Source organism: Martelella sp. AMO21009, assembly GCF_053484295.1.
The window spans coordinates 16,446-43,190 of the sequence record NZ_JBAKFR010000021.1 but is presented as its reverse complement, the minus strand read 5'-3'; the positions used below and the strand labels follow the sequence as shown (position 1 = coordinate 43,190).

General features: G+C 64.0%; 23 protein-coding genes. 15 read left to right on the top strand and 8 right to left on the bottom strand.

The window, feature by feature from the left end; all coding sequences use genetic code 11:
• Positions 1-138: 138 nt before the first annotated feature.
• The 7 genes from murQ to V6766_RS18730 are packed head-to-tail and all read left to right on the top strand — an operon-like array spanning position 139 to position 8,322.
• Positions 139-1,071 (top strand): N-acetylmuramic acid 6-phosphate etherase, encoded by a 933-nt coding sequence (murQ, locus tag V6766_RS18760; protein WP_448469120.1) that lies wholly within the window; start codon positions 139-141, stop codon positions 1,069-1,071.
• 52 nt (positions 1,072-1,123) lie between these two features.
• Positions 1,124-2,635, top strand: a complete 1,512-nt coding sequence (locus V6766_RS18755) for an ABC transporter substrate-binding protein (protein ID WP_448469118.1) — start codon at positions 1,124-1,126, stop codon at positions 2,633-2,635.
• 24 nt (positions 2,636-2,659) lie between these two features.
• A complete protein-coding gene (locus V6766_RS18750; RefSeq protein WP_448469117.1) occupies positions 2,660-3,619 on the top strand; it encodes an ABC transporter permease in 960 nt (319 codons plus the stop codon).
• Positions 3,619-4,458: an ABC transporter permease gene (locus tag V6766_RS18745; protein WP_448469115.1), complete on the top strand. Its 840-nt coding sequence runs from the start codon at positions 3,619-3,621 to the stop codon at positions 4,456-4,458. The genes V6766_RS18750 and V6766_RS18745 overlap by 1 nt, the downstream gene beginning before the upstream one ends.
• A complete protein-coding gene (locus tag V6766_RS18740) occupies positions 4,455-6,194 on the top strand; it encodes an ABC transporter ATP-binding protein (RefSeq protein WP_448469113.1) in 1,740 nt (579 codons plus the stop codon). Before V6766_RS18745 ends, V6766_RS18740 begins: the two co-directional genes overlap by 4 nt.
• On the top strand, positions 6,191-7,195 hold the full coding sequence (locus V6766_RS18735; RefSeq protein WP_448469111.1) for a serine hydrolase domain-containing protein: 1,005 nt from the start codon (positions 6,191-6,193) through the stop codon (positions 7,193-7,195). The genes V6766_RS18740 and V6766_RS18735 overlap by 4 nt, the downstream gene beginning before the upstream one ends.
• Complete coding sequence (locus tag V6766_RS18730) at positions 7,195-8,322, top strand: anhydro-N-acetylmuramic acid kinase (protein ID WP_448469109.1); 1,128 nt, start codon at positions 7,195-7,197, stop codon at positions 8,320-8,322. The genes V6766_RS18735 and V6766_RS18730 overlap by 1 nt, the downstream gene beginning before the upstream one ends.
• A 47-nt stretch (positions 8,323-8,369) precedes the next feature.
• On the opposite strand, the gene V6766_RS18725 is transcribed toward V6766_RS18730, so the two are convergent.
• Both V6766_RS18725 and V6766_RS18720 read right to left on the bottom strand, forming a co-directional pair.
• Positions 8,370-8,975, bottom strand: a complete 606-nt coding sequence (locus V6766_RS18725) for an alpha/beta hydrolase (protein WP_448469107.1) — start codon at positions 8,973-8,975, stop codon at positions 8,370-8,372.
• A 105-nt stretch (positions 8,976-9,080) separates the two neighbouring features.
• Positions 9,081-10,013 carry a ring-cleaving dioxygenase gene (locus V6766_RS18720; protein ID WP_448469105.1) on the bottom strand — a complete coding sequence of 311 codons (933 nt, stop codon included), beginning with the start codon at positions 10,011-10,013 and terminating at the stop codon, positions 9,081-9,083.
• A 129-nt stretch (positions 10,014-10,142) separates the two neighbouring features.
• On the opposite strand from V6766_RS18720, the gene V6766_RS18715 reads away from it, so the two are divergent.
• The 3 genes from V6766_RS18715 to V6766_RS18705 all read left to right on the top strand — a co-directional run bounded on the left by V6766_RS18715 (position 10,143) and on the right by V6766_RS18705 (position 14,306).
• A complete protein-coding gene (locus V6766_RS18715) occupies positions 10,143-11,042 on the top strand; it encodes a LysR substrate-binding domain-containing protein (protein ID WP_448469103.1) in 900 nt (299 codons plus the stop codon).
• A gap of 90 nt (positions 11,043-11,132) precedes the next feature.
• The gene (locus V6766_RS18710) at positions 11,133-12,014 is read left to right on the top strand and encodes a DMT family transporter (protein WP_448469101.1); all 882 of its coding nucleotides are present in this window, start codon (positions 11,133-11,135) and stop codon (positions 12,012-12,014) included.
• Positions 12,015-12,110: 96 nt separating this feature from the next.
• A complete protein-coding gene (locus V6766_RS18705) occupies positions 12,111-14,306 on the top strand; it encodes an esterase-like activity of phytase family protein (protein WP_448469099.1) in 2,196 nt (731 codons plus the stop codon).
• 80 nt (positions 14,307-14,386) lie between these two features.
• Here V6766_RS18705 and V6766_RS18700 read toward each other — a convergent pair whose 3' ends face one another.
• Positions 14,387-15,373, bottom strand: coding sequence for an aldo/keto reductase (locus V6766_RS18700; RefSeq protein ID WP_448469097.1), 987 nt, complete (start codon positions 15,371-15,373; stop codon positions 14,387-14,389).
• Positions 15,374-15,501: 128 nt separating this feature from the next.
• Between V6766_RS18700 and V6766_RS18695 the strand changes: the two genes are divergently transcribed.
• Both V6766_RS18695 and V6766_RS18690 read left to right on the top strand, forming a co-directional pair.
• Positions 15,502-16,734 carry a metallophosphoesterase family protein gene (locus V6766_RS18695; RefSeq protein WP_448469095.1) on the top strand — a complete coding sequence of 411 codons (1,233 nt, stop codon included), beginning with the start codon at positions 15,502-15,504 and terminating at the stop codon, positions 16,732-16,734.
• Between the two features lie 3 nt (positions 16,735-16,737).
• Positions 16,738-20,166 (top strand): AAA family ATPase, encoded by a 3,429-nt coding sequence (locus tag V6766_RS18690; RefSeq protein WP_448469093.1) that lies wholly within the window; start codon positions 16,738-16,740, stop codon positions 20,164-20,166.
• Between the two features lie 2 nt (positions 20,167-20,168).
• On the opposite strand, the gene V6766_RS18685 is transcribed toward V6766_RS18690, so the two are convergent.
• The 5 genes from V6766_RS18685 to V6766_RS18665 are packed head-to-tail and all read right to left on the bottom strand — an operon-like array spanning position 20,169 to position 23,558.
• On the bottom strand, positions 20,169-20,681 hold the full coding sequence (locus tag V6766_RS18685) for an MgtC/SapB family protein (RefSeq protein WP_448469091.1): 513 nt from the start codon (positions 20,679-20,681) through the stop codon (positions 20,169-20,171).
• A complete protein-coding gene (locus V6766_RS18680) occupies positions 20,678-21,109 on the bottom strand; it encodes an HIT family protein (RefSeq protein ID WP_448469089.1) in 432 nt (143 codons plus the stop codon). Before V6766_RS18680 ends, V6766_RS18685 begins: the two co-directional genes overlap by 4 nt.
• A gap of 3 nt (positions 21,110-21,112) precedes the next feature.
• Positions 21,113-22,312, bottom strand: a complete 1,200-nt coding sequence (locus V6766_RS18675) for a GNAT family N-acetyltransferase (protein WP_448469087.1) — start codon at positions 22,310-22,312, stop codon at positions 21,113-21,115.
• A 59-nt stretch (positions 22,313-22,371) separates the two neighbouring features.
• Complete coding sequence (locus V6766_RS18670) at positions 22,372-23,091, bottom strand: glycerophosphodiester phosphodiesterase family protein (RefSeq protein ID WP_448469084.1); 720 nt, start codon at positions 23,089-23,091, stop codon at positions 22,372-22,374.
• A complete protein-coding gene (locus V6766_RS18665) occupies positions 23,091-23,558 on the bottom strand; it encodes a RidA family protein (RefSeq protein ID WP_448469082.1) in 468 nt (155 codons plus the stop codon). The genes V6766_RS18670 and V6766_RS18665 overlap by 1 nt, the downstream gene beginning before the upstream one ends.
• Positions 23,559-23,643: 85 nt before the next feature.
• Between V6766_RS18665 and V6766_RS18660 the strand changes: the two genes are divergently transcribed.
• The 3 genes from V6766_RS18660 to tsf all read left to right on the top strand — a co-directional run bounded on the left by V6766_RS18660 (position 23,644) and on the right by tsf (position 26,656).
• Positions 23,644-24,456 carry an EipB family protein gene (locus V6766_RS18660; RefSeq protein ID WP_448469080.1) on the top strand — a complete coding sequence of 271 codons (813 nt, stop codon included), beginning with the start codon at positions 23,644-23,646 and terminating at the stop codon, positions 24,454-24,456.
• Positions 24,457-24,667: 211 nt separating this feature from the next.
• Complete coding sequence (rpsB, locus tag V6766_RS18655; protein WP_230718055.1) at positions 24,668-25,477, top strand: 30S ribosomal protein S2; 810 nt, start codon at positions 24,668-24,670, stop codon at positions 25,475-25,477.
• 252 nt (positions 25,478-25,729) lie between these two features.
• Positions 25,730-26,656 carry a translation elongation factor Ts gene (gene tsf / locus V6766_RS18650; protein ID WP_448469078.1) on the top strand — a complete coding sequence of 309 codons (927 nt, stop codon included), beginning with the start codon at positions 25,730-25,732 and terminating at the stop codon, positions 26,654-26,656.
• Positions 26,657-26,745: the final 89 nt, after the last annotated feature.

The following is a 26,745-nucleotide window of genomic DNA, read 5'->3' as shown; positions in this document are numbered from 1 at the left end:
GCGTGGTCCGTTTTGGAATAAATTATTCGCGATATTATTTGACAGTTGGAATTCTCGATTATAGCCTCTGGGCAAGATAGAAGGCTGCGGCTGCGGATTCGTCCACCGGCAAGCCTTGAAGGGCAGGGGAATTTCGACGTGAATCTGTTGAATGGCGAGCTCGACAAACTGGTATCCGAAGGGCGCAATCCGAAAAGCGTTGAGCTGGATCTGCTGAGCACGCGCGAGATCCTTGAAACCATCAATGCCGAGGATGGACTGGTTGCCGGCGCGGTGGCCCGCGAGATCGCACCGATCACGGCAGCGGTGGAGCGCATTGTTGCCGCGTTCAATGCCGGCGGACGGCTGATCTATATCGGCGCCGGCACCAGCGGCCGTCTCGGCGTGCTCGATGCCTCCGAATGCCCGCCGACATTCTCCGTGCCGCCGGGCATGGTGGTCGGCCTGATCGCAGGCGGCAATGCGGCGCTCACCACTGCCGTCGAGGGCGCGGAGGATGACCCTGCTTTGGGGCGCGCCGATCTTGAGGCCGTCAATCTTTCGAAGCGCGATGTCGTCGTCGGCATCGCCGTCAGCGGGCGCACGCCCTATGTAATCGGTGCGCTGGAATATGCCCGGGAGATCGGGGCCGGCACGGTCGCGCTCTCCTGCAACCCGTCATCCGCCATTGCGGCCATCGCCGAAATCTCGATCGCGCCCGTCGTCGGGCCCGAGGTCCTGACCGGCTCCACCCGCCTGAAATCGGGAACGGCGCAGAAGCTCGTGCTCAACATGCTGAGCACGGCCAGCATGATCCGCATCGGCAAGGTCTACCAGAACCTGATGGTCGATGTGACGGTCAGCAACGCCAAGCTTTACGCCCGCGCGGTGCGCATCGTCATGGAGGCCTCGGGCGCCAGCGCCGAAGAGGCGGCGGCGCTGCTGGAAAAAACCGAGAATGACGTCAAGCTCGCGATTCTGCTGGCGCTGACCGATATGGAATTGCAGGAAGGCCGCGATCTCCTGACGAGATCGGGTGGCTATCTGCGCAAGGCTATCGACCAGAAGACGGCGCTAGGCCGCGAAGACTGAAGTCGCTCCGGTCGCACGACCGGCAACAATCATCATCTCGAGGGAATTGATCATGGGAAGAGTTCAAATCAAGACGATTGCATCGGCGCTGGCGATTGCCGCCGCGCTCGCTGCAGCGCCGGCTTCGGCGGAGACACTGAAAATGGCATGGTCGCAGGATGCGACCGGCCTTGACCCGCACAAGCAGACCGCCTTCGCGTCGATCCGCCTGCTGGAACTGGTCTACGAGCCGCTGGTGCGCACCGATGCTGAACTGAACGTGGTGCCGGCCATCGCTGCCTCCTGGGAATTCTCCGAGGACGGCAAGACGCTCACCTTCAAGCTCGATCCGAATGCAAAATTCTCCAATGGCGACAAGGTGATGCCGGCGGATGTGAAAGCGTCGTTCGAGCGCATTCTGGATGAGGCGACCAGTGCTTCGGCCCGCTCCAACTTCCTGTCGATCGAAAGCATCGATACGCCGGACGATGAAACCGTCGTCTTCAACCTGTCGCAGCCGGACGTACCGCTGCTCACCGCGATGTCGTCGATCAACGCGGCGATCGTGCCCGCTTCGGCGATCGAGGCCGATACGCTTGGCACCGAGACCCTCGGTTCCGGTCCGTTCGTGCTTGAAAACTGGGAGCCCAACTCCAGCGAGACGCTGACGGCCAATGAGAACTGGGCTGGCGGCGAACTCGCTATTGATGGGCTCGACATTTCGGTCCTGCCGGACGAGACCGCGATCCTCGCGTCGCTGCGCACCGGCCAGGTTGATTTCGCGCTGATCAACGATCCGCTGGTCGCAACGCTGGTGCCGAACAATCCCGGCCTCACGCTCGATCGCGAACCGGTGCTGTCCTACCATGTGCTCCAGCTCAATGCCGAAGAAGGCGCGATGCAGGAGCTGAAGGTCCGTCAGGCGATCTCCTGCGCGATCGACCGGCAGGACGTGCTCGATGCCGCCCTTCTGGGCGAGGGCAAGGTGACCGGCCCGCTGACCATGCCGGCCTTCGCCACCGACACATCCGAACTGTTCTGCTACACGCAGGACCTCGACAAGGCGAAGGCGCTGATGGAGGAGGCTGGCTATGCGGATGGCTTCTCCGCCAAGGTGATGGCCGCGACCGGCGAGCCGCCGACGGCCGCCGCCGAAGCCCAGGTCATCCAGTCGCAGCTTGCCGAGATCGGCATCGATCTCGAGATCGAGATGATGGAGCTGAACGTCTATATCGACCGCTGGCTGAAGGGCGATTTCGATATGGCCGTGGCGCTGAACGGTGGCCGCACCGATCCCTACACCATGTATAACCGCTACTGGACCAAGGACGGCAACCTCAACCACGTCGCCCACTATATCGACGACGAGCTTGATAGGCTGATGAATGAAGGCCGCGTGGAAACCGATCCGGCCAAGCGCAAGGAAATCTTCGTGGAATTCTCCAAGCACATCACCGAGGTTTCGCCCTGGGTCTGGCTCTATACCGGTTACAGCTACACCGCCAGCACCGACAAGGTGAAGGGCTTCGAGGCGACGCCGACCGGCTCGCTCTTCGGCCTCACCGCCGTCACCATCGGCGAATAAAGAACGACGCGAGGTCAACGCCCCATGAACTATCTGACCCGAAGACTGGTGACCTTTCCTCTGGTCATGCTCGGGGTGTCCGTCCTCGTGTTCATCTCCATCAGGCTGGTTCCCGGCGATGCCATTACGGCGATGCTGGGAACCGAGGCCGGCCTGCTGACGCCGGCACAGCGCGCCGCGCTTGAAACCTATTTCGGCATGGACCAGAGCTGGTTCGGCCAATACTGGCACTGGCTCGGCGGCGTGCTGCATGGCGATCTCGGCATTTCGGTGACCTATGGCAAGCCGGTGTTGAACGTCATTCTGCGCGTGTTTCCGCTAACCCTGGAGCTGGCGCTGCTGTCGATGATCGTGGCGCTCGCCATCGGCCTGCCGGCCGGCATCTATGCTGCCACCCATGCCGAAAAGCCGTCCGACCTCATCGTTCGCGTCGTCGCGATGATCGGCCAGTCGACGCCGAGCTTCGTCGTCGCGCTCCTGGCAATCTATGCGCTTTCCGTCTGGTTCGGCGTGCTGCCCGCCATGGGCACCTTCACGCCGTTCTTCGCCGATCCCTTGAAGAACCTCGCGCAGATGATCCTGCCGGCGCTGACGCTCGGCTTCGCCTTTGCCGCCGCCGTGACCCGCATCTCGCGTTCCGCCATGCTCGATATTCTCTCCGACGATTATGTCCGCACCGCCCGCGCCAAGGGCGTGCCGCAGCGTCAGGTGATCTGGCATCACGCGCTGCCCAATGCGCTGATCCCGGTGGTCACCGTCTCCGGCGTCGAGTTCGGCTATCTGCTGGGCGGGGCGGTGATCGTGGAGCAGGTGTTCGCGCTGCCGGGGCTCGGGCGCACCGTGCTGGATGCCATTCTTCAGCGCGATTATGCGCTGGTGCAGGGCAGCGTTCTGTTCATCGCGCTCAATTTCATGATCGTCAATCTGCTGGTTGATCTCGCCTATGCGGCGCTCGATCCGCGTATCCGGCTGGGAGCGCAGTAATGGCTCTCATCCGTTCCATCTTCGCCCATCCGAGCGGCCGCATTGGCGGCGCGATCGTCGGGCTTTATATCGTGATCGCGATCCTCGGTTTGATCGGAGTCACCCCGCACGACCCGCTGATGCAGTTCCGCATTGACCGCCTGCATGCGCCATCCGCCACCTACTGGATGGGCACCGATCTGCTGGGCCGTGATGTCGCAAGCCGGCTGATGATCGGCATCGCGCAATCCTTCATCGTCTCGTTTTCCTCCGTGGCGCTCGCCACGATCGCCGGCATCGTGCTCGGCCTTGCCGCCGCGTGGTTCGGCGGCAACTGGGATGGCGCGATCATGCGGCTGATGGATGTTCTGCTGGCGTTTCCGGCGATCCTGCTGGCGCTCCTGATCATCACCATTGTCGGCCCCGGCACATGGACCAGCGTGATGGCGATCGCCTTCGTCTACACGCCGATCTTCACCCGCGTGGTGCGCGGCCCGGCGCTGTCGCTGAAAACCCGCGAATTCGTTGATGCCGCGCGCACCTTCGGTTCCTCGCGCTCCTACATCCTTTCGCGCCACATGCTGCTCAATCTGGTGGCTCCGCTCACCGTGCAGGTGACGCTGGCGCTTGCCTGGGCGCTCTTGACGGAGGCGGGGCTTTCCTTCCTCGGCCTCGGCACCCAGCCGCCGCAGGCCTCCCTCGGCCTGATGCTGAGCGAGGCGCGCAATCTGATGGAAATGGCGCCCTGGCTGCTGATCTTCCCCGCACTCGCGATCATGCTCGGCATTCTCGGCTTCAACCTTCTGGGTGATGCGCTGCGCGACATTCTCGACCCACGTTCCAGGAGGGCAGAGGCATGAGCAGGCTTCTTAATGTCTCCGATCTCCGCGTCGGCTTTGGCAGGAACCCGGAGAAAAACGAGGTCGTTCGCGGCGTCAGCTTCGACCTTGCCGCCGGCGAGACCATGGCAATTGTCGGCGAAAGCGGCTCCGGCAAATCCGTCACCTCGCTCTGCCTCAACCGTCTTGTCGATTTCGGCGGCGGCAAGATCACCGGCGGGCGGATCGATTACACGCTCTCGGACGGCAACACCGTCGACCTGGCGACGCTCCCGGAAAAACGCCTGACCGGCATTCGCGGCCGCGAGATCGGCATGATCTTTCAGGAGCCGATGACCTCGCTGAACCCGGTTCACACGATCGGCGAGCAGATTGCGGAGAGTTTCCGCCTGCATCACGGCCTTACCGGCAAGCAGGCCATGAACGCCGCGCGCGAGGCGCTGGAGCGGGTGCGCATTCCCGATGCCGCCCGGCGGCTGAAATACCATCCGCATCAGCTTTCCGGCGGCATGCTGCAGCGGGTGATGATCGCGACCGCGCTGTCCTGCAATCCGCGCCTCTTGATCGCCGATGAGCCGACCACCGCGCTCGATGTTACGGTTCAGGCGCAGATCCTCGCGCTTCTGTCCGACCTCAAGCGCGAAAGCGACATGGGCCTGATCTTCATCACCCACGATATCGGCCTCGTCGCCGGCATCGCCGACAAGGTGATGGTGATGCAGGCCGGCGAAGTGGTGGAGCAGGGCGAGACCGACACGGTTCTCGACAATCCGCAGCACGCCTATACCCAGCATCTCTTAAAGGCGGTGCCGCATTTTGCCGAGGGGCGGGCTGTGAGGAGCGACTTCACGCGCAAGCCTGATACGAAGCCGGCGCTTGCCGTCGAAAACCTGACCGTGCGCTTTCCCGTCGCGTCCGGGTTTTTCAAGCGGCAGACGGGCGCCGTCCATGCCGTCGATGGCATCGATTTCGACCTGATGCCGGGCGAGACGCTCGGCATTGTCGGCGAAAGCGGCTCCGGCAAATCGACCACTGCGCGCGCCATCATGGGGCTGACCAAACCCACGCGCGGACATTTTGCACTGGGCGAGGGCGGTTCGGTCGCCGCCCATGGCGATCCGATCCAGATGGTGTTCCAGAACCCCTACGCCTCGCTCAATCCGCGCCTGCGCGTCGACAGCATCCTCGCCGAACCGGTGATCGCGACCGGCGGAAGGCTGAATGCCGAGACCCGCGCCCGCATGGCCGAACTCTTGAAACGCGTCGGCCTGCCGGAAAACGCGCTGACACGCTATCCGCACGAGTTCTCCGGCGGCCAGCGTCAGCGGCTCTGCATCGCCCGCGCGCTGATGCTGAAACCCTCCGTCGTGGTGCTGGACGAGGCGGTCTCCGCGCTCGATGTTTCGGTGCAGGCCATGGTGCTGGAGCTCCTGACCGAGCTGCAGCGCGACATGAACCTCTCCTATCTGTTCGTCACCCACGACATGGCGGTGGTCGAGCGCATCGCCCACCGCATCGCCGTGGTCTATGCCGGGCAGATCGTTGAGATCGGCAATGCCCGTTCCGTGCTCGCCGATCCGCGGCATTCCTACACCAAACGGCTGATCTCGGCGGTGCCCAGCATCGACCGCCGCCACCAGGATTACCGGCTCGACACCACCGAAGTCCCGTCGCTGGTGCGGCCGGCGGGCTATGAGCCGGCGCAGGCGGATTGGATATCCTATGGCGATGATCATCTGGCGAGGGCCGAACCATGAACGAGACCGATTTCGACAAGGCGTTTGCAGCAGTTGAGCAATCCGTTGCCGACGGACGCATTCCCGGCGGCGTGCTGGGCCTCGTGGACCGCGAGGGTAACCGGCTGACCCGGGCTGTCGGCAGGGCCGCGATCGTGCCGGAAGAACGCCCGATGGCCATCGATACCTGGTTCGATCTCGCCTCGCTCACCAAGGTGATCTTCACCACCTCGCGCATTCTGTCGCTGGCCGAGGCGGGAGAGATCGATCTCGACGCGCCGCTCACCTCCGTCATCCCCGATTTCCGGCAATATGATCCGAATTGCTGGGAGCGGCAGGTGACCTTCCGCCAGTGCCTCGGGCACCAGACGCATTTTCCGGCGGTCGAGCCGATCTACACCTACGGCGGCGATCCCGATCGTCTGCGGGCGTTCGTGCTGCAGCGGGAATGGAAGCGGGTGGAGACGCCGGTCTATTCCGATATCAACTACATCCTCCTGGGCATCGCGCTGGAACGGCTGTCCGGCAAGACGATCCGCGAACTCGATCCGGGGCCCGGATTCGCCTGGTCCGCCAAGCCGGAGCAAACGGCTGCGACCGAGCGCTGCACATGGCGCGGCCGGGTGATGGCCGGCGAGGTGCATGACGAGAATTGCTTTGCGCTTCAGGGCTCCGGTCATGCCGGACTGTTCGGCCAAGTCGATGCCGTCCTGGGTTTCGCTCACGACTTGCTGGAGCGCGACGCCGAGGGCGATGCGGCATTCAAGCTGATGCGGGAGCCTTTGTCCGAGCGCCGCACCCATGGCTGGGAGCGGCCCTATGAGGGCTGGCACGGCGGCGCTTTGTGCTCGCCCGCGACGATCGGCCATACCGGCTTCACCGGCACCTCGCTGTGCGTGGATTTCGAGCTCGGCCACGCCTGGACGCTGCTCACCAACCGCGTTCACCCCAGCCGCCACTTCGATAGCGGCATTATGGCGCTGCGCCGCGCCGTCAGCGATTACATAAACGGAGCGGATTAATGGCCGAGGAATACAAACCTGTCTGGGCCGTGGGCCTGATGACGGGCACCGTGCTCGACGGCAATATCGACGTCGCGATGCTGAAGACCGATGGCGTCAGCGTCGAGCAATTCGGCGCCTATACCCTTGCCCCCTATCCGCAATCAACCCGCGACCTGCTGGAGGAAACGCTGGCCGTCGCCCGTAAATGGAATTTCGAGGGACCGGAGCCCGCGATTTTCGCAAAGGCCGAAGAGGTTCTGACCCGCGCCCAGTCCGCCGCCGTGAAGGCGCTGGTCGAGGCCGAGGACCTGACCATGGCCGATATCGGCGTTGTGGGTTTCCACGGCCAGTCGGTCCTCCATCGCGCGCCGACGAAAGCGCGCATCGGCGACACCCGCCAGCTCGGCGATGGCGCGCTGATGCACGCACTGCTCGGCTGCAAGGTCGCCTATGATTTCCGCACCGCCGATATCCGCGCCGGCGGGCAGGGCGCGCCGCTTTCGGCTGGCTATCATCAGGCGCTGCTGCGCGGCCTCGATACCTCCGGCGAGACGGCCGTGCTCAATCTCGGCGGCGTTGCCAATGTCACGTCATGGGATGGCGGCGACCGGCTGATCGCCTTTGATACCGGCCCCGCCAATGCGCCGCTCAACGACTTCATCAAGGCAAACGGCCTCGGCGAGATGGACCGCGACGGCAAGTTGGCGCTGTCCGGAACCGTCGACGAGGAACGGCTCGCGCGGTTGCTCGAACATCCCTATCTTTCAGCGCCTTATCCGAAATCCCTCGACCGGTTTGACTTTACCGCTGAGATGGCCGACGGCCTCGACCCGGCCACGGGCGCGGCAACGCTCACCGCCTTCACCGCGGCCGCCGTCGGCAAGGCGCTCGACCTTTTGCCGGTGCGTCCGAAACGCCTGATCGTCTGCGGCGGCGGGCGGCGCAATCCGGCGATCATGCAGATGCTCGGAACGCGCGCCGGCGTCGAAGCCGTGCCGGCGGAAACGGTCGGCTGGCGCGGCGATGCGATCGAGGCGGAGTGCTTTGCGTTTCTCGCGGTCCGGACGCTGCGCGGTCTCCCGATCAGCTTCCCGACAACCACCGGCGTTCCCGCGCCGATGACCGGCGGAAAGGTCGCGGGCTGAGTTTTTCGCCGTCCTTACTCAAAAACGCCGAGAAGGTATGAGGCCTGTCAGCTTGTCAGGAACGCGGCGACGGCCTCGATTTCCTGTGGGCGGATTTCATGGCCGCCGGCGTGGAACAGCGTGGCGAGATTGGCGTGCTGCGCTTCGAAATAGCTGATCAGGGCACGGGTTCCTTCAGGCGGGCAGATCGGGTCGCGTTCGCCTGCGGTGATGAGTATCCGTTTGCCCGCAAAACCCGCATCGTCCTGCGGCGTCCACGGGATCAGCGGATGCATGAGCACGGCACGGTCGAAGAGGTCCGGTTGTCCGAACAGCACCGAGGCGAGAATGTTGGCGCCGTTGGAATAGCCGATGCCATAGACCGCGCGGCCGGGATTGGCTTTGCGGTGTTCGGCGATGAAGCGGCTCATCCTGGCGGTGCGAAGGGCAAGGTCTTCCATGTCGTAGACACCTTCGCCGGTGCGCCGGAAGAAGCGCAGCGCGCCATATTCCGAAACGTCGCCGCGCGGTGAAACGATGGCCGCGTTTGGCAGAATCTGGTCGACGAGGGGCACGAACTGATGCTCGTTTCCGCCCGTGCCGTGAAAGCTGAAAACCAGCGGCTCGCCAACCGCGCCGGCGCGGGTGAACGCATTGTATGTATCGTTGGTCATGCTGGTGGTTCTCCAACCGGCGCGCGATGGCGCTCGTCAATCGGGCTCGCGGGCCGGGAAAAGGGTGGCAGTGCCCGTCCGGAACAGGACAGGCGCCTTGTAACGTCAGTCTTTGATCGGCGTCAGGATCTGCTCGATCTGGGCGCGATGCTGTTCATATTGCGGCGGCAGTTTCAGCGCTTCGCCGAGATGGGCCGTGTCCTCGTCGGCGTCGAAGCCCGGTTCGTTGGTCGCGATTTCGAACAGCACGCCGCCTGGGGTGCGGAAATATATCGCCCAGAAGTAGTTGCGGTCGATCACCGGGGTTACCTGGTAGCCGGTATCCATCAACGCCTTGCGGACTTCGAGCTGGGCGGCGCGATCTTCCACCGCGAAGGCGATGTGGTGCACGGAGCCCGCACCCTGTCGGGCGGCGTTGGCCGAGGGCAGGGTCTGGATGTCGATGAAATCGGCGCCATTGCCGTTGCCGATCGCAAAACGAGTCCAGTCATCCTTGCTGTCGATCTTGTCGTAACCCATGAAGCCGAGAAGTTCGGCCGTAGCGCCGCTGTCAGCGAGCCGCAGGCTTGCGCCATGGAAGCCGCGAATCGCCTCGGCCTCGGCGATATCGCCCTTCAGCCACCCGGCGCGGTCGTCATTGTCGACTTCAACCAGGGCGAAGGCATCCCGGTCGGGACCTGAGAAATGCAGCCGCTTTTCGCCGAAGACTTCGCTTTCCGTGATGTTTCCGACCCCAAGCTTGCCAAGACGCTCCTTCCAGAAACCGAGCGAGCCACGCGGAACCGCAAACAGCGTCTCGCCGACCTCGCCAGTTCCGGGCCTTCCCGCCGCGATGTGCGGGAAGGGGAAGTAGGTCATCACCGAGCCGGGCGTGCCGACTTCGTCGCCGTAATAGAGGTGATAGACATCGGGCGCGTCGAAGTTCACGGTCTTCTTGACGCGCCGAAGCCCGAGCGCGCCGGTGAAGAAGTCGTTATTGGCCTGTGCATCCGCCGCCATCGAGGTGATGTGATGCAGGCCCTTGATCTGCTGTAACATCGAACTGTTCCTTCCTGTGCGGGCGCGTCTGCCGCGCCTCGCTTCTGGCCATAAGATGGCACTTCGAGTGTTCTTCGTGTAGCGTAATAAAATTGACATTATTATTGCAAGAAATGTAATAATTGACTGATGAAGGATCTGAACGACATCCGCGTTTTCCTGAGCGTCGCCGAACTGGGCAGTTTCGCCGCAGCGGCGCGTACACTTGCGATGACCGCGCCGAGCGTGACGCGGGCGGTCGGCGCGCTGGAGGAGCGGCTCGGCGTACAGCTTTTCGTGCGCACCACCCGCCAGGTTTCGCTCACCTCGGCGGGAGCGATCTATGCGGCGCGGATGCGACCGCTGCTGAAAGCCTTCGACGATGCCAGCGAGGAGGTGCGCGAGCGTGAAAGCGCCGTCAGCGGCCACATCCGGCTGAATGCGCCGCTCTCGCTTGGTCAACAGATATTGCCGGATGTGCTGTCCGGCTTCCGTTCGGAGCATCCCGCGATCAGTCTTTCGGTGACGCTGGAGGACAGCTTCGTCGATATCGTCGGTGCGCCCTTCGATCTGGCGATCCGCATTTCCGGCCCGCCGGACGATAAGTCGACGATCTGGCGCAAGCTGTGCCCGGTCCGTCGGGTGCTGGTGGCCTCGCCCGGCTTTCTCGCCGCAAACGGAACGCCGCAAACGCCCGACGATCTTGCCGCCGCCGCCTGTCTCGCCTTCGACGCCGAGGCGACGGGTGAAACCTGGGAGCTAACGAGCGCCGGGAAAAAACGGCGGGTGAGGGCGGGGACGAAACTCGCCGGCAACAACGGTGAATTGCTGGCGCGGCTTGCCGAGAATGGCGAGGGCGTGGCGCTGCTGCCGCATTTTATCGTTGAGGAAGCGCTAAGAGCGGGACGGCTGACGCAGGTGCTTTCCGACTGGACGCCGCCGGAACTGTGGTTGACGCTCTACTATCCACCCTATGACCGCCTGCCGATCCGGGTCGCCCGGTTTTCGGATTTCTTCGAGGCCTATGTCACCCGCGTCCGGCCGTTGTGACGCGCGACGCGCAAACGCGCTTGCCCGCAAGACGCAACTTCTTTACCTCTGGCATCGTTTCACGCTCGTGCTAAAAGGTCTGTCGTACATATGGCTAAGGCAATCTATCGCTCTCCGGCTCTGACCGGGGCCTTCTGGATGGTGATGGCCGGCGTGGTCTACGCGGCCGGCAATGTGGCGCTTCAGCAGGTGACGATGAATATGGGGTTCGCCGCCTCGTCGGTCGCCTTCTGGCAATATGGTATCGCGCTGGTGTTTGCCGTGCCCTATCTCTGGCGCACCGGACTTTCGGTGATGCGGACAAACCATCCTTGGCAGCATGTTTTCCGGGTCGCGCTTTCCGCGCTCGGCGTGCAGGCCTGGGCGATCGGCCTTGCCTCGGTTCCAATCAGCCAGGCGATCGCGCTGGTCATGACCTCGCCGTTCTTCATCATCGTCGGCGCGAAACTGTTTTTGGGCGAGACAGTCGGGCCGTCGCGTTGGATCGCGACCGCGGTGGGCTTCACCGGCGCGCTGCTGATCCTTCAGCCCTGGTCGGAAAGCTTCACCTGGGCCGCACTTCTGCCGGTGGCGTCTGCGCTTCTGTGGGGCGGAACCTCGCTGATCACCAAGCGGCTGACCGCCCATGAGAAGCCCGAATCGATCACCGTCTGGCTTCTGATGCTGCTGACCCCGATCAACGCGCTGGTCGCCATTGGCGGCGGCTTTGCCGTGCCCACGGGCGATGTGATCTGGATCATGCTGGCGCTGGGCCTGCTGACGGCGCTGGCGCAATATTTCCTGACGCTTGCCTATTCGAGCGCGGATGCGGCCTATGTCCAGCCATTTGACGACCTGAAACTGCCGCTCAACGTGCTCGGCGGCTGGCTGGTGTTCGGCTATGCGCCGGATACGCTGTTCTGGATCGGCGGCGTGATGATCCTCTGCGCCTCGCTTTCGATCATGCTGATCGAGCGGCGAAGGGAGAAGTAGGCCGGGGTTGTCACCGTCCTGTCATCGCCGCGTAATCCTGCTGTCACACCGCGCGCGCAGAACCCTCCGGACATCATCACCTTGGAGGGTATATTCATGCGATTCCGTCTCACCGGCGCGGCCTTGAGCGCAGCACTTCTGGCTTCCGCCGCTTTCCCGGCCGCCGCCGAGCCCGTCTTCAACCGCATTGCGGTCTTCTCCGTCGCCGAAAACCTGCCCGCCGACATGGACCCCGCGACCCAGACCTCTGCGGAAATCATCGCGGCCAGCGAAGACGGCAATACGCTGATCTATTCCGACAGCCCGCTAGGTGCCATCGGCTTCGTTGACATCACCGACATGAAGGCCCCGGCCGCGCTCGGCATCACCACGCTTGACGGCGAGCCGACCTCGGTTGCCGTTTCCGGCGAGAAGGCGCTGGTCGGCGTCAATACGTCCGAAAGCTACACCGCTCCCTCCGGTTTCCTCGGCGTTGTCGATATCGCCTCGCGCACGCTGGAAAGCCAGTGCGATCTCGGCGGCCAGCCCGATTCCGTCGCCGTTTCGCCGGATGGCTCGATCGTTGCCATCGCCATCGAAAACGAGCGTGACGAAGAGCTGAACGACGGCGAAATCCCGCAGATGCCGGCCGGCGATCTCGTCATCATTTCACTCAATGACGGCGTTGCCGATTGCGCCACGATCAAGCATGTCGCGCTCACCGGTTTCTCCGAAATGGTCGCACCCACCGATCCGGAGCCGGAATTCGTCGATATCAACGGCGACAATGAGATCGTCGTGACGCTGCAGGAAAACAACGGCATCGCCATCATCGACGGCAATACCGGCGAAGTGAAGAACCACTTTTCCGCAGGCTCCGTCGATATCAGCGGCGTTGATATCGAAAAGGACGGCAAGCTCGATTTCACCGGTTCGCTTTCCGGCGTCGCCCGCGAGCCCGACACCGTCAAATGGCTTGACAATGACCGCTTCGCCATCGCCAATGAGGGCGATTACAAGGGCGGTTCGCGCGGCTTCTCGATTTTCTCGGATGCCGGCGAACTGCTTTATGATTCCGGCAACACGTTCGAGCGCGCCGTCGCCTCGATCGGCCATTTCCCGGACAAGCGCGCGGGCAAGAAGGGCGTCGAGCCCGAGGGCATGATCAAGGGCACCTTTGGCGACACCAACTATCTGTTCGTGCTCTCCGAGCGTGCCTCCGTCGTCGGCGTCTATGACGACAGCGCCGCCGCCGCGCCCGAACTTGTGCAGCTCCTGCCGTCCGGCCTTTCGCCGGAAAGCGGCGTTGCCATTCCCGCCCGCAACCTGCTGGTCACCGCCAACGAGACCGATCTCGGCCCCGATGGCGGCGTGCGCGCCCACGTCATGCTCTACGCCTATGAGGACGCCGAGCCGAACTATCCGCAGATCCTGTCCGATGTCTCGCGTGATGAACTGATTGGCTTCGGCGCGCTTTCGGGTCTCGCCGCCGATCCGAACGATGCTTCGAAGCTCTACGCCGTCAATGACAGCTTCTATTCCGCCCAGCCGTCGATCTTCGTCATCGACGCTTCGCAGAAGCCGGCGATGATCACCGATGTCATCCGCGTGACCCGCGATGGCGCGCCGGCTGAAAAGCTTGACCTCGAAGGCGTTGCGGTCGATGGCCAGGGCGGCTTCTGGCTCGCCTCGGAAGGCAATCCCGACAAGGACGTGCCGCATGCGGTCTATCATATCGATGGCACCGGCGCGATCACCGAGACGATCGACCTGCCGGAGGCTCTGCTCGCCAACCAGACCCGCTTTGGCATGGAAGGCATCACCACGGTTGGCGAGGGAGAAGACCTGACGCTGTGGATGGCGGTGCAGCGCGAATGGGCCGATGACGAGAAGGGTTTCGTCAAGCTGCTCGCCTACAAGCCCGCCACCAAGGAATGGGGCGCGGTCGCCTATCCGCTGGAAACGCCGGAACAGGGCTGGATCGGTCTTTCCGAGATCACGGCGAACGGCGACAGCGTCTACATCGTCGAGCGCGACAACCAGATCGGCGAGGCCGCAAAGCTGAAGAAGCTCTACAAGGTCGCGCTTTCCGACATGCAGCCGGCGCCGATCGGCTCCGAACTGCCGGTTGTCGAAAAGCAGGAAGCCGCCGATCTGCTGCCGCTGATGAAGTCGGCCACCAACGGCTTCGTCGTCGACAAGATCGAAGGCTTCACCATCGCCGCCGACGGCACCGCCTACGCGGTCACCGACAATGACGGCGTCGACGACTCCTCCGGCGAGACGCTGTTCTTCACGGTTTCGCTGAACTGATTGTTACGCATTGCAGAAAAGAGAGAGGCCGGGCGTCACCGCCCGGCCTCTTTGCGTTTCTACACGATGGGCGTTGCACCCTACCAGCGCTGATGCACATGCGGCGCGATGCGGGTGCGGTAGATTTCCGCCATCGCGGCCATCACCTCTTCGCCAATCACCGGCAGGTCGGAGGCGGAGGCATTGGCCTTGGCCTGTTCGGCGTTGCGCGCGCCGGGGATGGCGACGGTGACCGCGTCGTTCATCAGGATCCAGCGCAGCGCGAAGGCGGCCATGGCCGTACCGCGCGGCACGTGCTTGCGGACTTCCTCGACGGCATCGAGCGCGATTTCGAACGGCACGCCGGCAAAGGTCTCGCCGACATCGAAGGCGTCACCCTTGCGGTTGAAATTGCGGTGATCCTCGCTGTCGAACACGGTGTCGCGGGTGATCTTGCCCGACAGCAGCCCGCTTGCCAGCGGCACCCGAACGATGATGGCTATGTTCTTGCGCTTTGCTTCCGGGAAGAACAGCGAGGCCGGGCGCTGGCGGAAGATGTTGTAGATGATCTGCACGCTGGCGACGCCCGGAAACTCGATCGCCTTCAGCGCCTCCTCGACCTTTTCGACGCTGACGCCGTAATTGGCGATCTTGCCCTTGGCCTTCAACGCGTCGAGTGCCTCGAACACTTCCGGACGGTAAAACGCCTCGGTCGGCGGGCAGTGGAGTTGCACGAGGTCGAGCCGTTCCATTCTGAGGTTCTTCAGGCTGCGGTCGACGAAGGCCTCAAGGTTTTCGAGATTATAGCCATCGGCGGTATGCGGGTTCAGCCTGCGGCCGGCCTTGGTGGCGACGAACGGCTTCTGGCCGCCGCGATCGGCGAGCACATCGGCGATGATCTTTTCGGAGCGGCCGTCGCCATAGACATCGGCCGTATCGACGAAGTTGATGCCCGAATCAAGGGCTGCGTGCAGGGCGGCGCGGCCATCCTCCTCGCTGACCGAGCCCCAGCTGCCGCCGATCTGCCAGGCGCCGAAGCCGATATTGGAGACGGGCCGCCCGGTGCGGCCGAAATTGTGATAGTGCATGAATTCCTCCGGTGATGGCCAGCCCGCGAAAATGCGGGCGGGATAAAGCGCGACGCCGGCGCTTTTGGGTTGAAGTATCGTCGCGAACTCTTTTACCTCTTTGAGACGAGAAGACAAATGAGGGAACCTTGACCAGCTTCCGTTTCATCCACGCCGCCGACCTGCATCTGGGAAGCCCGCTCTCGGGACTTGCGCTCAAGGACCGCCAGATCGCCGAGCGCTTTGCCGCCGCCGGGCGCGATGCGTTTACGGCGCTGATTGACTGCGCGATCGAGAGCGCGGTGGATTTCATGGTGATCGCGGGCGATGTCTATGACGGGGTCTGGCGCGACAACAGCGTCGGCCTGTTCTTCAACCGCGAGATCGCCCGGCTTTCGCGCGCCGAAATCCCGGTTTATTTCCTGCGCGGCAATCACGATGCCGAAAGCATCGTCACCCGCACGATCGCGATGCCGGACGGCGTCCACGAATTCTCGACGCGCCATCCGGAGACCTTCACCATCGAGCGCCTGAAAGTGGCGCTGCACGGCCAGGGCTTTGCCGACCGTGTGGCCGGCGACAATCTGGCGCTGGCCTATCCGCCGGCGGTGCCGGACCATTTCAACATCGGTGTGTTGCACACCTCGCTGTCGGGCCGGCCGCCGCATGCCGTCTACGCGCCATGCACGCCGGCGGACCTTGCCTCGCGCGGCTATGATTACTGGGCGCTTGGCCATGTCCACGCCTTCGAGGAAGTCTCCGCCGATCCGCTGACGCTCTATCCCGGCAATCTCCAGGGCCGCAATATCCGTGAGACCGGCGACAAGGGCGCGGTGCTGGTGACGGTCGAGGACGGCCGGCCCCGCTATGAACGCATCATCCTGGACCGCGCCCGCTTCGAGACTGTCACCGTGGCAATTGCGCCGGAGATGAAGGAAAGCGATATCCTTCAGGCGGTGGAGGCGACGCTGGCGGCGCTTGCGGAAGCGGCCAATGCGCGGCCCGTGGCGCTGCGCCTGACGCTTGAAGGCAGCCATGCCGACGCGCACAGGATGCGCGCGGCCCATGGCGAATGGCATGACGATCTCCAGGCCGCCTGCCAGCGGGTGCATGCCGATCTGTGGCTGGAGAAACTGGTGATCGCGGTTGACGCGCCAGCGTCCTCCCGCCGACTTCCGGCGGACAATGACCTCGATATCGAGGCGATGATCGAAGCGCTGGCCGGCGACGAAGCGATCCACGCCGAAATCGAGGCGCTGATCAACGAGATCGCCGTGAAGCTGCCCGGCGGCGTCAGCGCCAGGGACGAAGCCTTTTCGGGGTCGCATGCGGATATCCTGGCGGAAGCGCGCGCGATCCTCAGCGCCCGGCTGGAGGGGTGACTTATGCGGTTTCTCTCGCTCGATCTCATCCGCTACGGCCATTTCACCGACCGGACCGTCACGTTCCGGCCCGATGCCGCGCTTCATATCGTCTACGGCCCGAACGAGGCCGGGAAATCCTCGGCGCTTTCCGCCTTCTCCGATCTGCTGTTCGGCTTTCCCGACCGCAATGTCGGCTACGATTTCCTCCATCCCGCGCGCGATCTGCGCCTCGGCGCGAGGCTGCGCGCGCAGGGCGGGATCGAACTCGCGTTTCGCCGGCGCAAGGGCCGCAGCAATACGCTGCTCGATGCCCAAACCGAAGCCGCGCTGAACGATGACGCGCTTTCCGGCTTTATAGGCAGTCTCGACCGTGCGGTGTTCGAGCGGGCCTTCGGGCTCGATTCCGTCAGGCTCAGGGCAGGGGCGGACGAGATGCTGGCCGATGGCGGGGAGATCGGCCAGATGCTGTTTTCCGCGGCCTCGGGCCTCACCGGCCTGCGAGCAACGAGCGAGGCGCTGGCGGCGGAGGCCGATGGCATCTACGCGCCGCGTAAGTCGCAGACCCGCAGCTTTTATCAGGCGCTGGAGCGCTATGACGAAGCCCGCAAGGCCGAGCGCGATAGCCAGCTGAACGCCAGTGACTGGACGGCGCTCCTGAAGGAAGAGCGCGAGATCGGGCAGGAATTCGCCGTGGTCGAGGAGCGGCAGGCGCAGCGCGCGCGGCGGATCGGTGAGCTTGAGCGGCTGCAGCGGCTGCGCGGCCTGCTTGGCGAGATTGACGGCCACAGCGCGGCGCTGGCGGCGTTTGACGATATCGAGGCGGTTGATGATCGTATCGGCGAGGAACTCGCCGCGCTCGAAGCCCGCCACATGCGACTTGCCGAGCAGCTAGAGGAAAAGGAAGCCCGGCAGGCGGCCGGTCAGCGGGAGCTGGAGGCGCTTGTCGTGGACGACGCGCTGCTGGAGCGCCGTGCCGAAATAGCCCGGCTGCAGCGCGAAAGCGGACTTTACGAACAGGCGCTTGAGAACCTGCCGCGTCGCCGGCACGCGCTGACGGAAATTGAGGCGCGGTTGCGGAGTGCTGCCGCTCAGCTTGGGTTCGATTCTTTTGAAAATCTGGAAAAGAACTTTCCAAACAGTATTTTACGATCTGAATTTCAGGCGATTGTCGAGCAGTTGAAAGAGCAGGGCCGTGCCCGCCTTGCGGCCGAAAACGCGCTCTCTGAAAACCGAGAAACGCTGGCGCGGCTGGAACAGCAGCATGGCGAGAGCCACCTGCGCGATCCCGCGCCGCTGCGCAAGAGCTATGAGGCGCTGCGCGAGGACCTTACCGGCATCAAGGAAGCGGAGACGCTTGAAATGGAGATCGCCGGCAAGGAGCGCGTTCTGTTCGAGCAGGCCGCCGGCCTGCGTCCCGCGGTGAGCGATATTCTCGCTCTGCATGCGGGCGATCTTCCCGCCGAGGCCGCGCTGAAGACCGCGTGCGATGATATCGCTTCGGCAACATCCATGCTCGCCGAGTGTGACGGCGCGCTGGCGAAGATCGACGCAGAGTGTGCCCGTCTGGAAGGTTTGCTCGCCGAGGATCGCGAGGCCGGGCCGGTTCCGACCCGTGCGGCGATCGATGCGGCGCGGGCGGAGCGCGACCGGCTGTTCGAGACGCTGGATGGGGAGGAGAGCGCCTATCGCGATGCCGTACGCGCCGCCGACAATCTTGCCGACGACGCGCTCGACGATGCCGAACGGGTGGCCCGCCATGCCGACAATCTGCGCCGGCTGGAGCGTGAGGCCGCTCAACGGGAACAGGGCGCGGAAAAGCGCGAGGCGGCGCTTCTGGAACTGGCGAAAGCGCAGGCGAATTTTGAGACGCTCTTTGTCGCGTTCGATTTCACGCCGGCGGCCCCCGAGTCGATGCTCGAATGGCGCCGGCGCGTGGAAGCGCTGCTCGAGGCGCGGACCGCGCTCCATACGCTGAAAGACAGGAAAGCGGTCCTTGACCGCAACAACGCTGCGCTGCGGGAGACGCTGGAGCGGCTCGCGAACGATCTCGGCACGGATGCGGCACTGCCGCTCGGCGCGCTTGCGCGCGATGTCGGCTCCGCGCTCGACCGTCTTGGCGAACGCTGGACGGAGGCGCGGGAGCATGCGGGCGCGCTGAAGGCGGCGCAGCAGGCAGTGGAAAAGGGCGCGGAGCTGCATGAGAAGTTGCAGGCCGGTGAGAAAGCCCTGAACGCGCGTTTTGCCTCAAGTCTCGCCGGTGTCGGCCTGCCGGGCGAAACCGGCCTCGCCGGGGCCGAGGCGGCGCTTGCGCTGTGGGCCGATCTGCCTTCGCTTTTCGCGGACCGGACGCGGCTGGCGCGGGAGGCAGAGGCCGACGGCAAGCGCGTTGCCGCGTTCGATGCCGCCGCTCTGCAACTGGCGGAAGCCGTGGCGGCGGATATCGCGGGCGAGCCGGCCTCGCGGATCGTCCACGAACTCGCCGAACGCGCGGCCGTTCACGCGACGCGCGCAGCGCAGCGGGCAACGCTTAAGGAAAGCGCCGAGCGGCTTCGCATTGAACTGGCGGCCGACACGGGTGAGCGCGAGCAGATCGAAGAACGCATGGCATCCGTCGCCGCCACCTTGCCGGAGGGCGTCGCGATTGACGGACTTTCGGCACGCTTGCGGCAGCGGGCGGTATCGCGTCAGGCGCTGGCGGAAGCGCGGCAGCGGTTTTCCGGCATCAGCGATGGGGCCTCGGTGGAGGAGGTCCGGGGGCTGGCCGAAACGCTGGACGAGGTCGATTGCCGGCAGGAACTCGAACACCTGAAGGCCGATGCCGAGGAGGACGCGGCCGAGATCGAGGCGCTGCGCGAGCGGCGGATGGTCCTGCGTCATCGCAAGCAGGCGCTGGAGACCGGGCCGGGAGCCGAGGCCGCCGCCTTCGATCGCGCTTCGGCGGAGGCGGAGGCGCAGGCGCTTGCCCGCGAGTGGGTGGTGCTGAAGCTGGCCGGGCGGCTGCTGGATGGCGCGCTGGAGCGCTACCGGGAAAGCCGCTCCGATCCCATTCTAGCGGCGGCGGGGCGGCATTTCCGCACGCTGACCCGTAACGGTTTCGAGGGCCTGTCACAGGCATACGGAGAGCATGACGCGCTTGTGCTTTCAGCCGTGCGCGCGGGCGGCGATGAAATCCGGGTCGAGGGGTTGAGCGACGGCACCCGCGACCAGCTCTATCTCGCGCTCCGGCTTGCCTTTTTGGAGGATTATGCCAGCCGCAACGAGCCCGCGCCGCTGATCGTCGACGATATCTTCCAGACCTTTGACGACGCCCGCAGCGCGGCGGGCCTCAATGCGTTGGCCGGGCTGGAAGGGTTGCAGACCATCCTCTTTACCCACGAATCGAGCATGGTGGAGATCGCCCGCAGGGAGTTGGGCGATGCGGCGGACATCATCACGCTGGAGCGGAGCTGAACCTATTCCTCAGTCTCATCGGACAAGCCCTTGCGTTTGCTCAGATTTGTTTTGATCTCCAAACGCCTGAGCAGGAACAGGACGACAAGTCCCAGCATTGAGGCGAATATGCCGAGGCTCCAGAGGCCAAGCCCGATCGTCAGCCCGATCGCGCCGGAAAACCAGAGCCCGGCGCCGGTCGTCAGCCCCTTCACCGTGCCCTTCTGCATGAAGACGATGCCGGCGGCGAGGAAGGCCACGCCCTCGGTGATCGACTGCACAACGCGGGTCGGATCGACGCGCAGCACGTCGCGGTCGCTGCGCATGATCTCCGGCACTTCCACAGCGACGAGCACGAACAGGGCCGCCGCCATGCTGACCAGAATATGGGTTCTGAGCCCCGCCGGATGGCGATGGATCTCGCGTTCGAAGCCGATCAGCCCGCCGAAGATCGCAGCCCCGATCAGCCGGACGAACATGATGATATGATCGGCGGAAAAGGCGTTTCGGAACTCTTCGGCCAGAAATTGGGTCATGGCGACGCCTTCAGCGCCGTCAGGATTTTCTCCGCGTTGGCCTTCAGCACTTCCATGTCTTCCATCCCGTCGCTGTGGCGCTTCATCTCCACGCCTTCATGACGCGGAACGACGTGGAAATGCAGGTGATAGACAGTCTGGCCGGCGGCCGCCTCGTTGAACTGGCCGACGAAGACGCCATCGGCATCGAAGGCCGTCTTGACGGCCCGCGCGAGCTTCTGGACCACGGGTATCGTCTTCGCCAGCACATCCGGGTCGGCGTCGAGCAGGTTGCGCGACGGCGCGCGCGGGATCACCAGAACATGGCCCGGCGCCTGCGGCATCACATCCATGATCGCCACTGCGTGTTCGTCCTCGTAAAGACGGATGGAGGGGATTTCGCCGCGCAGCAGCTTGGCGAAGATGTTGTCGTTGTCGTACTCGGCCATGGTTCAGTCCTCCTCGATGCGTTCGCCGCCGGCTTTCTTGTAGGGTCCGTGGTCGACGAGAATATCATTGAAACGGGCGACGTCCTCGCGCTCATGCTCAAGGAAATCGGCAACCGCGCGCCTCAGCCCCTCATGGGCGATATAGTGCGCGGAATGGGTCGTGACAGGGAGATAGCCGCGCGCCAGCTTGTGCTCGCCCTGCGCGCCGGCCTCAACGCGCTTCAGGCCATGGGCAATCGCGTAGTCGATCGCCTGGTGGTAGCAGACCTCGAAGTGCAGGAATCGATGATCCTCGATGCAGCCCCAGTGGCGGCCGTAAAGCGCATCCGAGCCGATGAAGTTGATCGCGCCGGCGATATAGCGCCCCTCGCGCTTCGCCATCACCAGTAGCACGTCCTTCGCCATGCGCTCGCCGATCAGCGAATAGAATTCGCGCGTCAGATAGGGGCGGCCCCATTTGCGGCTGCCGGTATCCATGTAGAAGGCGTAGAACTGGTCCCAGATGTCCTCCGTCAGGTCGGAGCCGGTCAGCCAGTCGATCTCGATCCCGGCTTCGAGCGCGGTGCGGCGCTCCTTCTTCAGCGCCTTGCGCTTGCGCGAGGCCAGTGTATCGAGGAAGGCGTCGTAGCTGTCATAGCCCGGATTGAGGAAGTGGAACTGCTGGTCGGTGCGGTGCAGGTAGCCGGCCTGCTCGAAGATGCCGATCTCGTCTTCCGGCACGAAGGTGACGTGGGTGGAGGATACGCCGAGCCGGTCGTTTACGGCCTGAAGCCCCTCGGCCAGCACCTTGGCGACGGTCGCGTGATCATAGCCGTCGCGCACCAGAAGATGCGGCGCGGTTGCGGGCGTGAAGGGAAGCGAGGCTTGCAGCTTCGGATAATAGCGCCCGCCGGCGCGCTCGAAGGCATCGGCCCAGCCATGGTCAAAGACATATTCACCCTGGCTGTGGTTCTTCAGATAGCAGGGCACCGCGCCGATCAGGCGGCCATCCTCGGTTTCCAGCAGAAGATGATGGCCGAGCCAGCCGGTTTCGGCGGTCGCCGAACCCGATTCCTCCAGCGCGGAGAGAAAGGCGTGCGACAGGAACGGGCTGTAGAACCCGTCGCCGTCAAGCGAGGGCGTGGTCGCGGCAAGGCTGTCCCACGCCGCGCGCTCGATATTCGCGAAGCTGTTTTCGATGCGGATCTGCAGGTTTTCGCTCAAGAAATCTCTCGGAATGCGGTCTTGGAACTCTCTGTCCTGCCCGGTTTCGCGTCCCGTGTTCAGAGCGGCTCGCTCTGGCGGGGGTCGAAACCTTCGAAGGTCATCTGGTCGGCGTTCAGAAACGTGCGTCTGCGGGCGTCCTCGTCGCGCACGGTCCAGGTAATCACCGGCACGCTCTTTGCCCGAAGCGCAGCAACAAATGCATTGGGCAGATGATCGTAATAATAGGAGACGAAATCAAGGCCCATCGCAAAGGCTTTCCGGTGATCCGCCAGCGCCTCCTCGCTCATTCCTTCTGCGGTCAGGCCGAGCGGCTGCGAGGCGCCGGCCTGCTTGAGAGCGGCGAGGAGGGCGGCATCGAAGCTCATCAGCGCGACCGGGCCGCTATAATCGGCCAGCACGGCAAGCGTCGCCGCGGCGAAGGCGGCGGGGTCGGCGCGGCTTGCCTTCAATTCGATCACCAGCGGCACCTTGCCGTCGCAAATGGTGAGGAGGTCCGAAAAGGTCGGGATCACCGCGGTCGTGCCGCCGACGGCGATGGTCTTCGCCTCGGCGGCCGTCAGGTCTTCGATCGCGCCGTCGCGGCCGCAAAGCCGTTGCAAATCGTCATCGTGAAACACCAGCGGCACGCCGTCGGCGGAAAGGTGGATATCGCATTCGATCGCGAAACCGGCATCGATCGCGCGCTCGAAGGCGGGCAGGGTGTTTTCCCAGATCGCGCGGTTCATGTCGTGATAGCCGCGATGGGCGATGGGTTTGGCAGTCAACCAGGCGGGCATCACGCGATTTCCAGGATCGCGTCGATCTCGACCGCCGCGCCCAGCGGCAAGGCCGCCATGCCGACGGCGGCGCGGCTATGCTTGCCGGCTTCGCCGAAGACCTCGGCCAGAAGGTTGGACGCGCCGTTGATGACGAGGTGCTGCTCGGTGAAATCCGGCGTTGAGGCGACGAAGCCGTTGATGCGCAGGATGCGGGTGACCCGGCCAAGATCGCCATCCAGCGCCGCTTTGGCCTGGGCAATGATGTTGATGGCGCAGGCGCGCGCCGCCTTCTGGCCGTCCTCCAGCGATACATTCGCGCCGAGATGGCCGGCGGCGACCATCCGGCCAGCCTCGGTCGGGAGCTGCCCTGAGATATAGAGCAGGTTTCCGGAAATGACGTAGGGCACGTAATTGGCGGCGGGGGCTGCGGCCTCCGGCAGGGCGATCGACAGCGCCTTGAGCTTGTCTTCGATGGCGTGGGACATTTTCTGCTCCATAGGGGGACGGATGATGATTGGCAGAGCGAGGACTTTTCTATACCATCAGTGTTTAAAGCCAAGGGGAATGTCGATGCGGACACTGGCCGTTACAGGAATTTTCTGCTCCACCTTCGCAATGACGGCTTCGGCCGGCATGCCGCCGCAACCCGGGGTAACGCTCGAGCCCCACCGCGCGGTCTATGACCTGACGCTCGCCTGGGCGTCCGGCCAGTCGGGCATTGAGGGGCTGCACGGGCGTTTCGTCTATTCCTTCACCGGCGCGCCCTGCGAGGGTTATGTCACCGAAATGCGAATGGTGACCGATATCGCCCGCGAGCACGGCGCCATGGTCACCGACCAGACATCCTCATCCTTCGAGGATCTGGAAAAGGGCGCCTTCAGCTTTTCCAGCAAGATGTTTGCCGATTACAACCTGCAATCGGAGACTGCGGGCGAAGCCAACCGCGCCGCCGATCACAAGATCGCGGTAAAGCTTGGCGACCAGAACCCCTTCGATATCGGCAAGGCCCAGTTCCCGACGGAGTATCTTGCCCATGTTCTGGATGCCGCTGAGAGCGGCAAGCACGTCTACGAAGCGACGTCCTTTGACGGCTCGGGCGAGGACGTAATGCGCGCGGTCACGCTGATCGGCGATCGCGAAAAGGGCGTCGGCAGCGGGCCCGACCAATGGCCGGTCACCACCGCCTATTTTCCGATCGCGATGCATGATGGCGACCAGACGCCGGATTATACCGTCTCCATGATGCTGGCGGAAAACGGCGTCAGCCGCGACCTGCTGATGGATTTCGGCAACTTCAAGATGGCCGGACGTCTCGACAAGCTCGAAATGCTTGACCCCGCCGATTGTGAGGCCCTGCCGACGACGGCCGCCTCGCAACGCTGAGTGCCGCCCGGCAGGGGCTCCGAGACCGCTGTCTTCCGGACGCAAATCGTCGCGGCACTTGCATTCCATCGCAAAACAGGCTATCGCGCCCCTATTCCACACGCAGGCCATGGGGTGTTCCGGGAGAAATCCGGTGCGCTCCGCCGGTGCCGGACGGGTTTCCGTCCGTTCTCAGGTCTGCGGAGGTTCAACCGGAAAAGGAGACAAGGCAATGGCATTGCCCGACTTTACCATGCGCCAGCTGCTTGAGGCAGGCGTCCATTTTGGTCACCAGACCCACCGCTGGAACCCGAAGATGAAGCCCTACATCTTTGGCGACCGCAACAACATCCACATCATCGACCTCGCACAGACCGTGCCGATGCTGCAGCGCGCCCTTCAAGTCGTGTCCGACACCGTCGCCCGCAACGGCCGCGTGCTGATGGTCGGCACCAAGCGTCAGGCTTCGGAAATCGTTGCCGACAGCGCCCAGCGTTCGGCGCAGTACTACGTGAACTCGCGCTGGCTCGGCGGCATGCTGACCAACTGGCGCACGATTTCGAACTCGATCCAGCGCCTGCGCAAGCTCGACGAAATCCTCGCCAACGAAGCCCAGGGCTTCACCAAGAAAGAGCGCCTGAACCTCGACCGCGAGCGTGAAAAGCTCGACCGCGCCCTTGGCGGTATTCGCGACATGGGCGGCGTCCCGGACCTGATCGTGATCATCGACACCAACAAGGAAAAGATCGCGATCGAGGAAGCCAAGCGTCTCGGCATTCCGGTCGTCGCTATCGTCGATTCGAACTGCGATCCGGATGAAGTCGACTACCCGATCCCCGGCAATGACGACGCCTCGCGCGCCATCGCGCTTTACTGCGACCTGATTTCGCGCGCCGCCATCGACGGCATCGCCCGTCAGCAGGGCGCTTCGGGCGTTGATCTCGGCGCTGCCGCTGAAGCACCGGCCGAGCCGGCGCTTGAAGAGGCGCCCGCCGAGGAAGCCGCCGCCGAGGAAGCGACCGGCGAAAAGCCCGCCGAGTAAGGCGACCGGCATCAGGTCCGAGTGCCTGATGCGCGACAGGACCTGAAAATGGCGGCGTTATCGGCGCCACCATTGGGTTTCAGGAATTAGGGCGACCTTCAAAACCGGCCGTCCGATACATATTTTCATCGCGCCAGCCGCGCATGCGGCATGGCCGCCAGGGATGATCTTCATCACCCTGTCACAGACACGGGTACACTCCCGACCGGCGCGCCCGACGGCGCCGCCCAGCGAATGGACGAGAGGCAAGTTATGAGCACGATTACGGCAGCAATGGTGAAGGAACTGCGCGAAAAGAGCGGCGCAGGCATGATGGATTGCAAGAAGGCGCTCGCCGAAACCGACGGCGACATGGAAGCCGCCATCGACTGGCTGCGCGCCAAGGGTATCTCCAAGGCTGACAAGAAGTCCGGCCGCACGGCCGCGGAAGGCCTGATCGGCATCGCCGCCGGCGATGCGGAAGCCGTCGTCGTCGAGGTCAACTCGGAAACCGACTTCGTTGCCCGCAACGAAGCCTTCCAGCAGCTCGTCTCCGGCATCGCTGACGTAGCGCTTGGCACCGACGGCTCCGTCGACGCCATTGCCGCCGCGACCTATCCGAAGTCGGGCAAGTCGGTCGCCGACACGATCAAGGATGCGATCGGCACGATCGGCGAGAACATGACGCTGCGCCGCGCGATCAAGCTTTCGGTCGGCAAGGGCGTTGTCGCCACCTACATGCACAATGCCGTCGGCGATGGCCTCGGCAAGCTCGGCGTTCTGGTCGCGCTCGAATCGGACGGCGACAAGGATGCGCTGAACGCGATCGGCCGCCAGGTCGCCATGCATGTCGCCGCGACCAACCCGCTCGCCGTGCGCCCCGAGGAAGTTGATGCCGAGATCGCCGATCGCGAGCGTTCGGTGTTCCTGGAGCAGGCCAAGGAATCCGGCAAGCCTGCCGCCATCGCCGAAAAGATGGTGGAAGGCCGCATGCGCAAGTTCTTCCAGGAAGTGGCGCTGCTTTCCCAGCAGTTCGTCATCAATCCTGACCTGACCGTCGAAGAGGCCGTCAAGGAAGCGGAAAAGGACGTCGGCGCGCCGATCAAGGTTGCCGCCATCGCCCGTCTGGCGCTTGGCGAAGGCGTCGAGAAGGAAGAATCCGACTTTGCGGCGGAAGTTGCCGCCACGGCCAAGGGCTAAGCCCTTCCGTCCGTCTGGTTCATTTTAGGATCAGCCGTTGAAATCCCGGGGGCGCCGCGTGACATTGCGGCGCCCTTCGTGTATCGGGA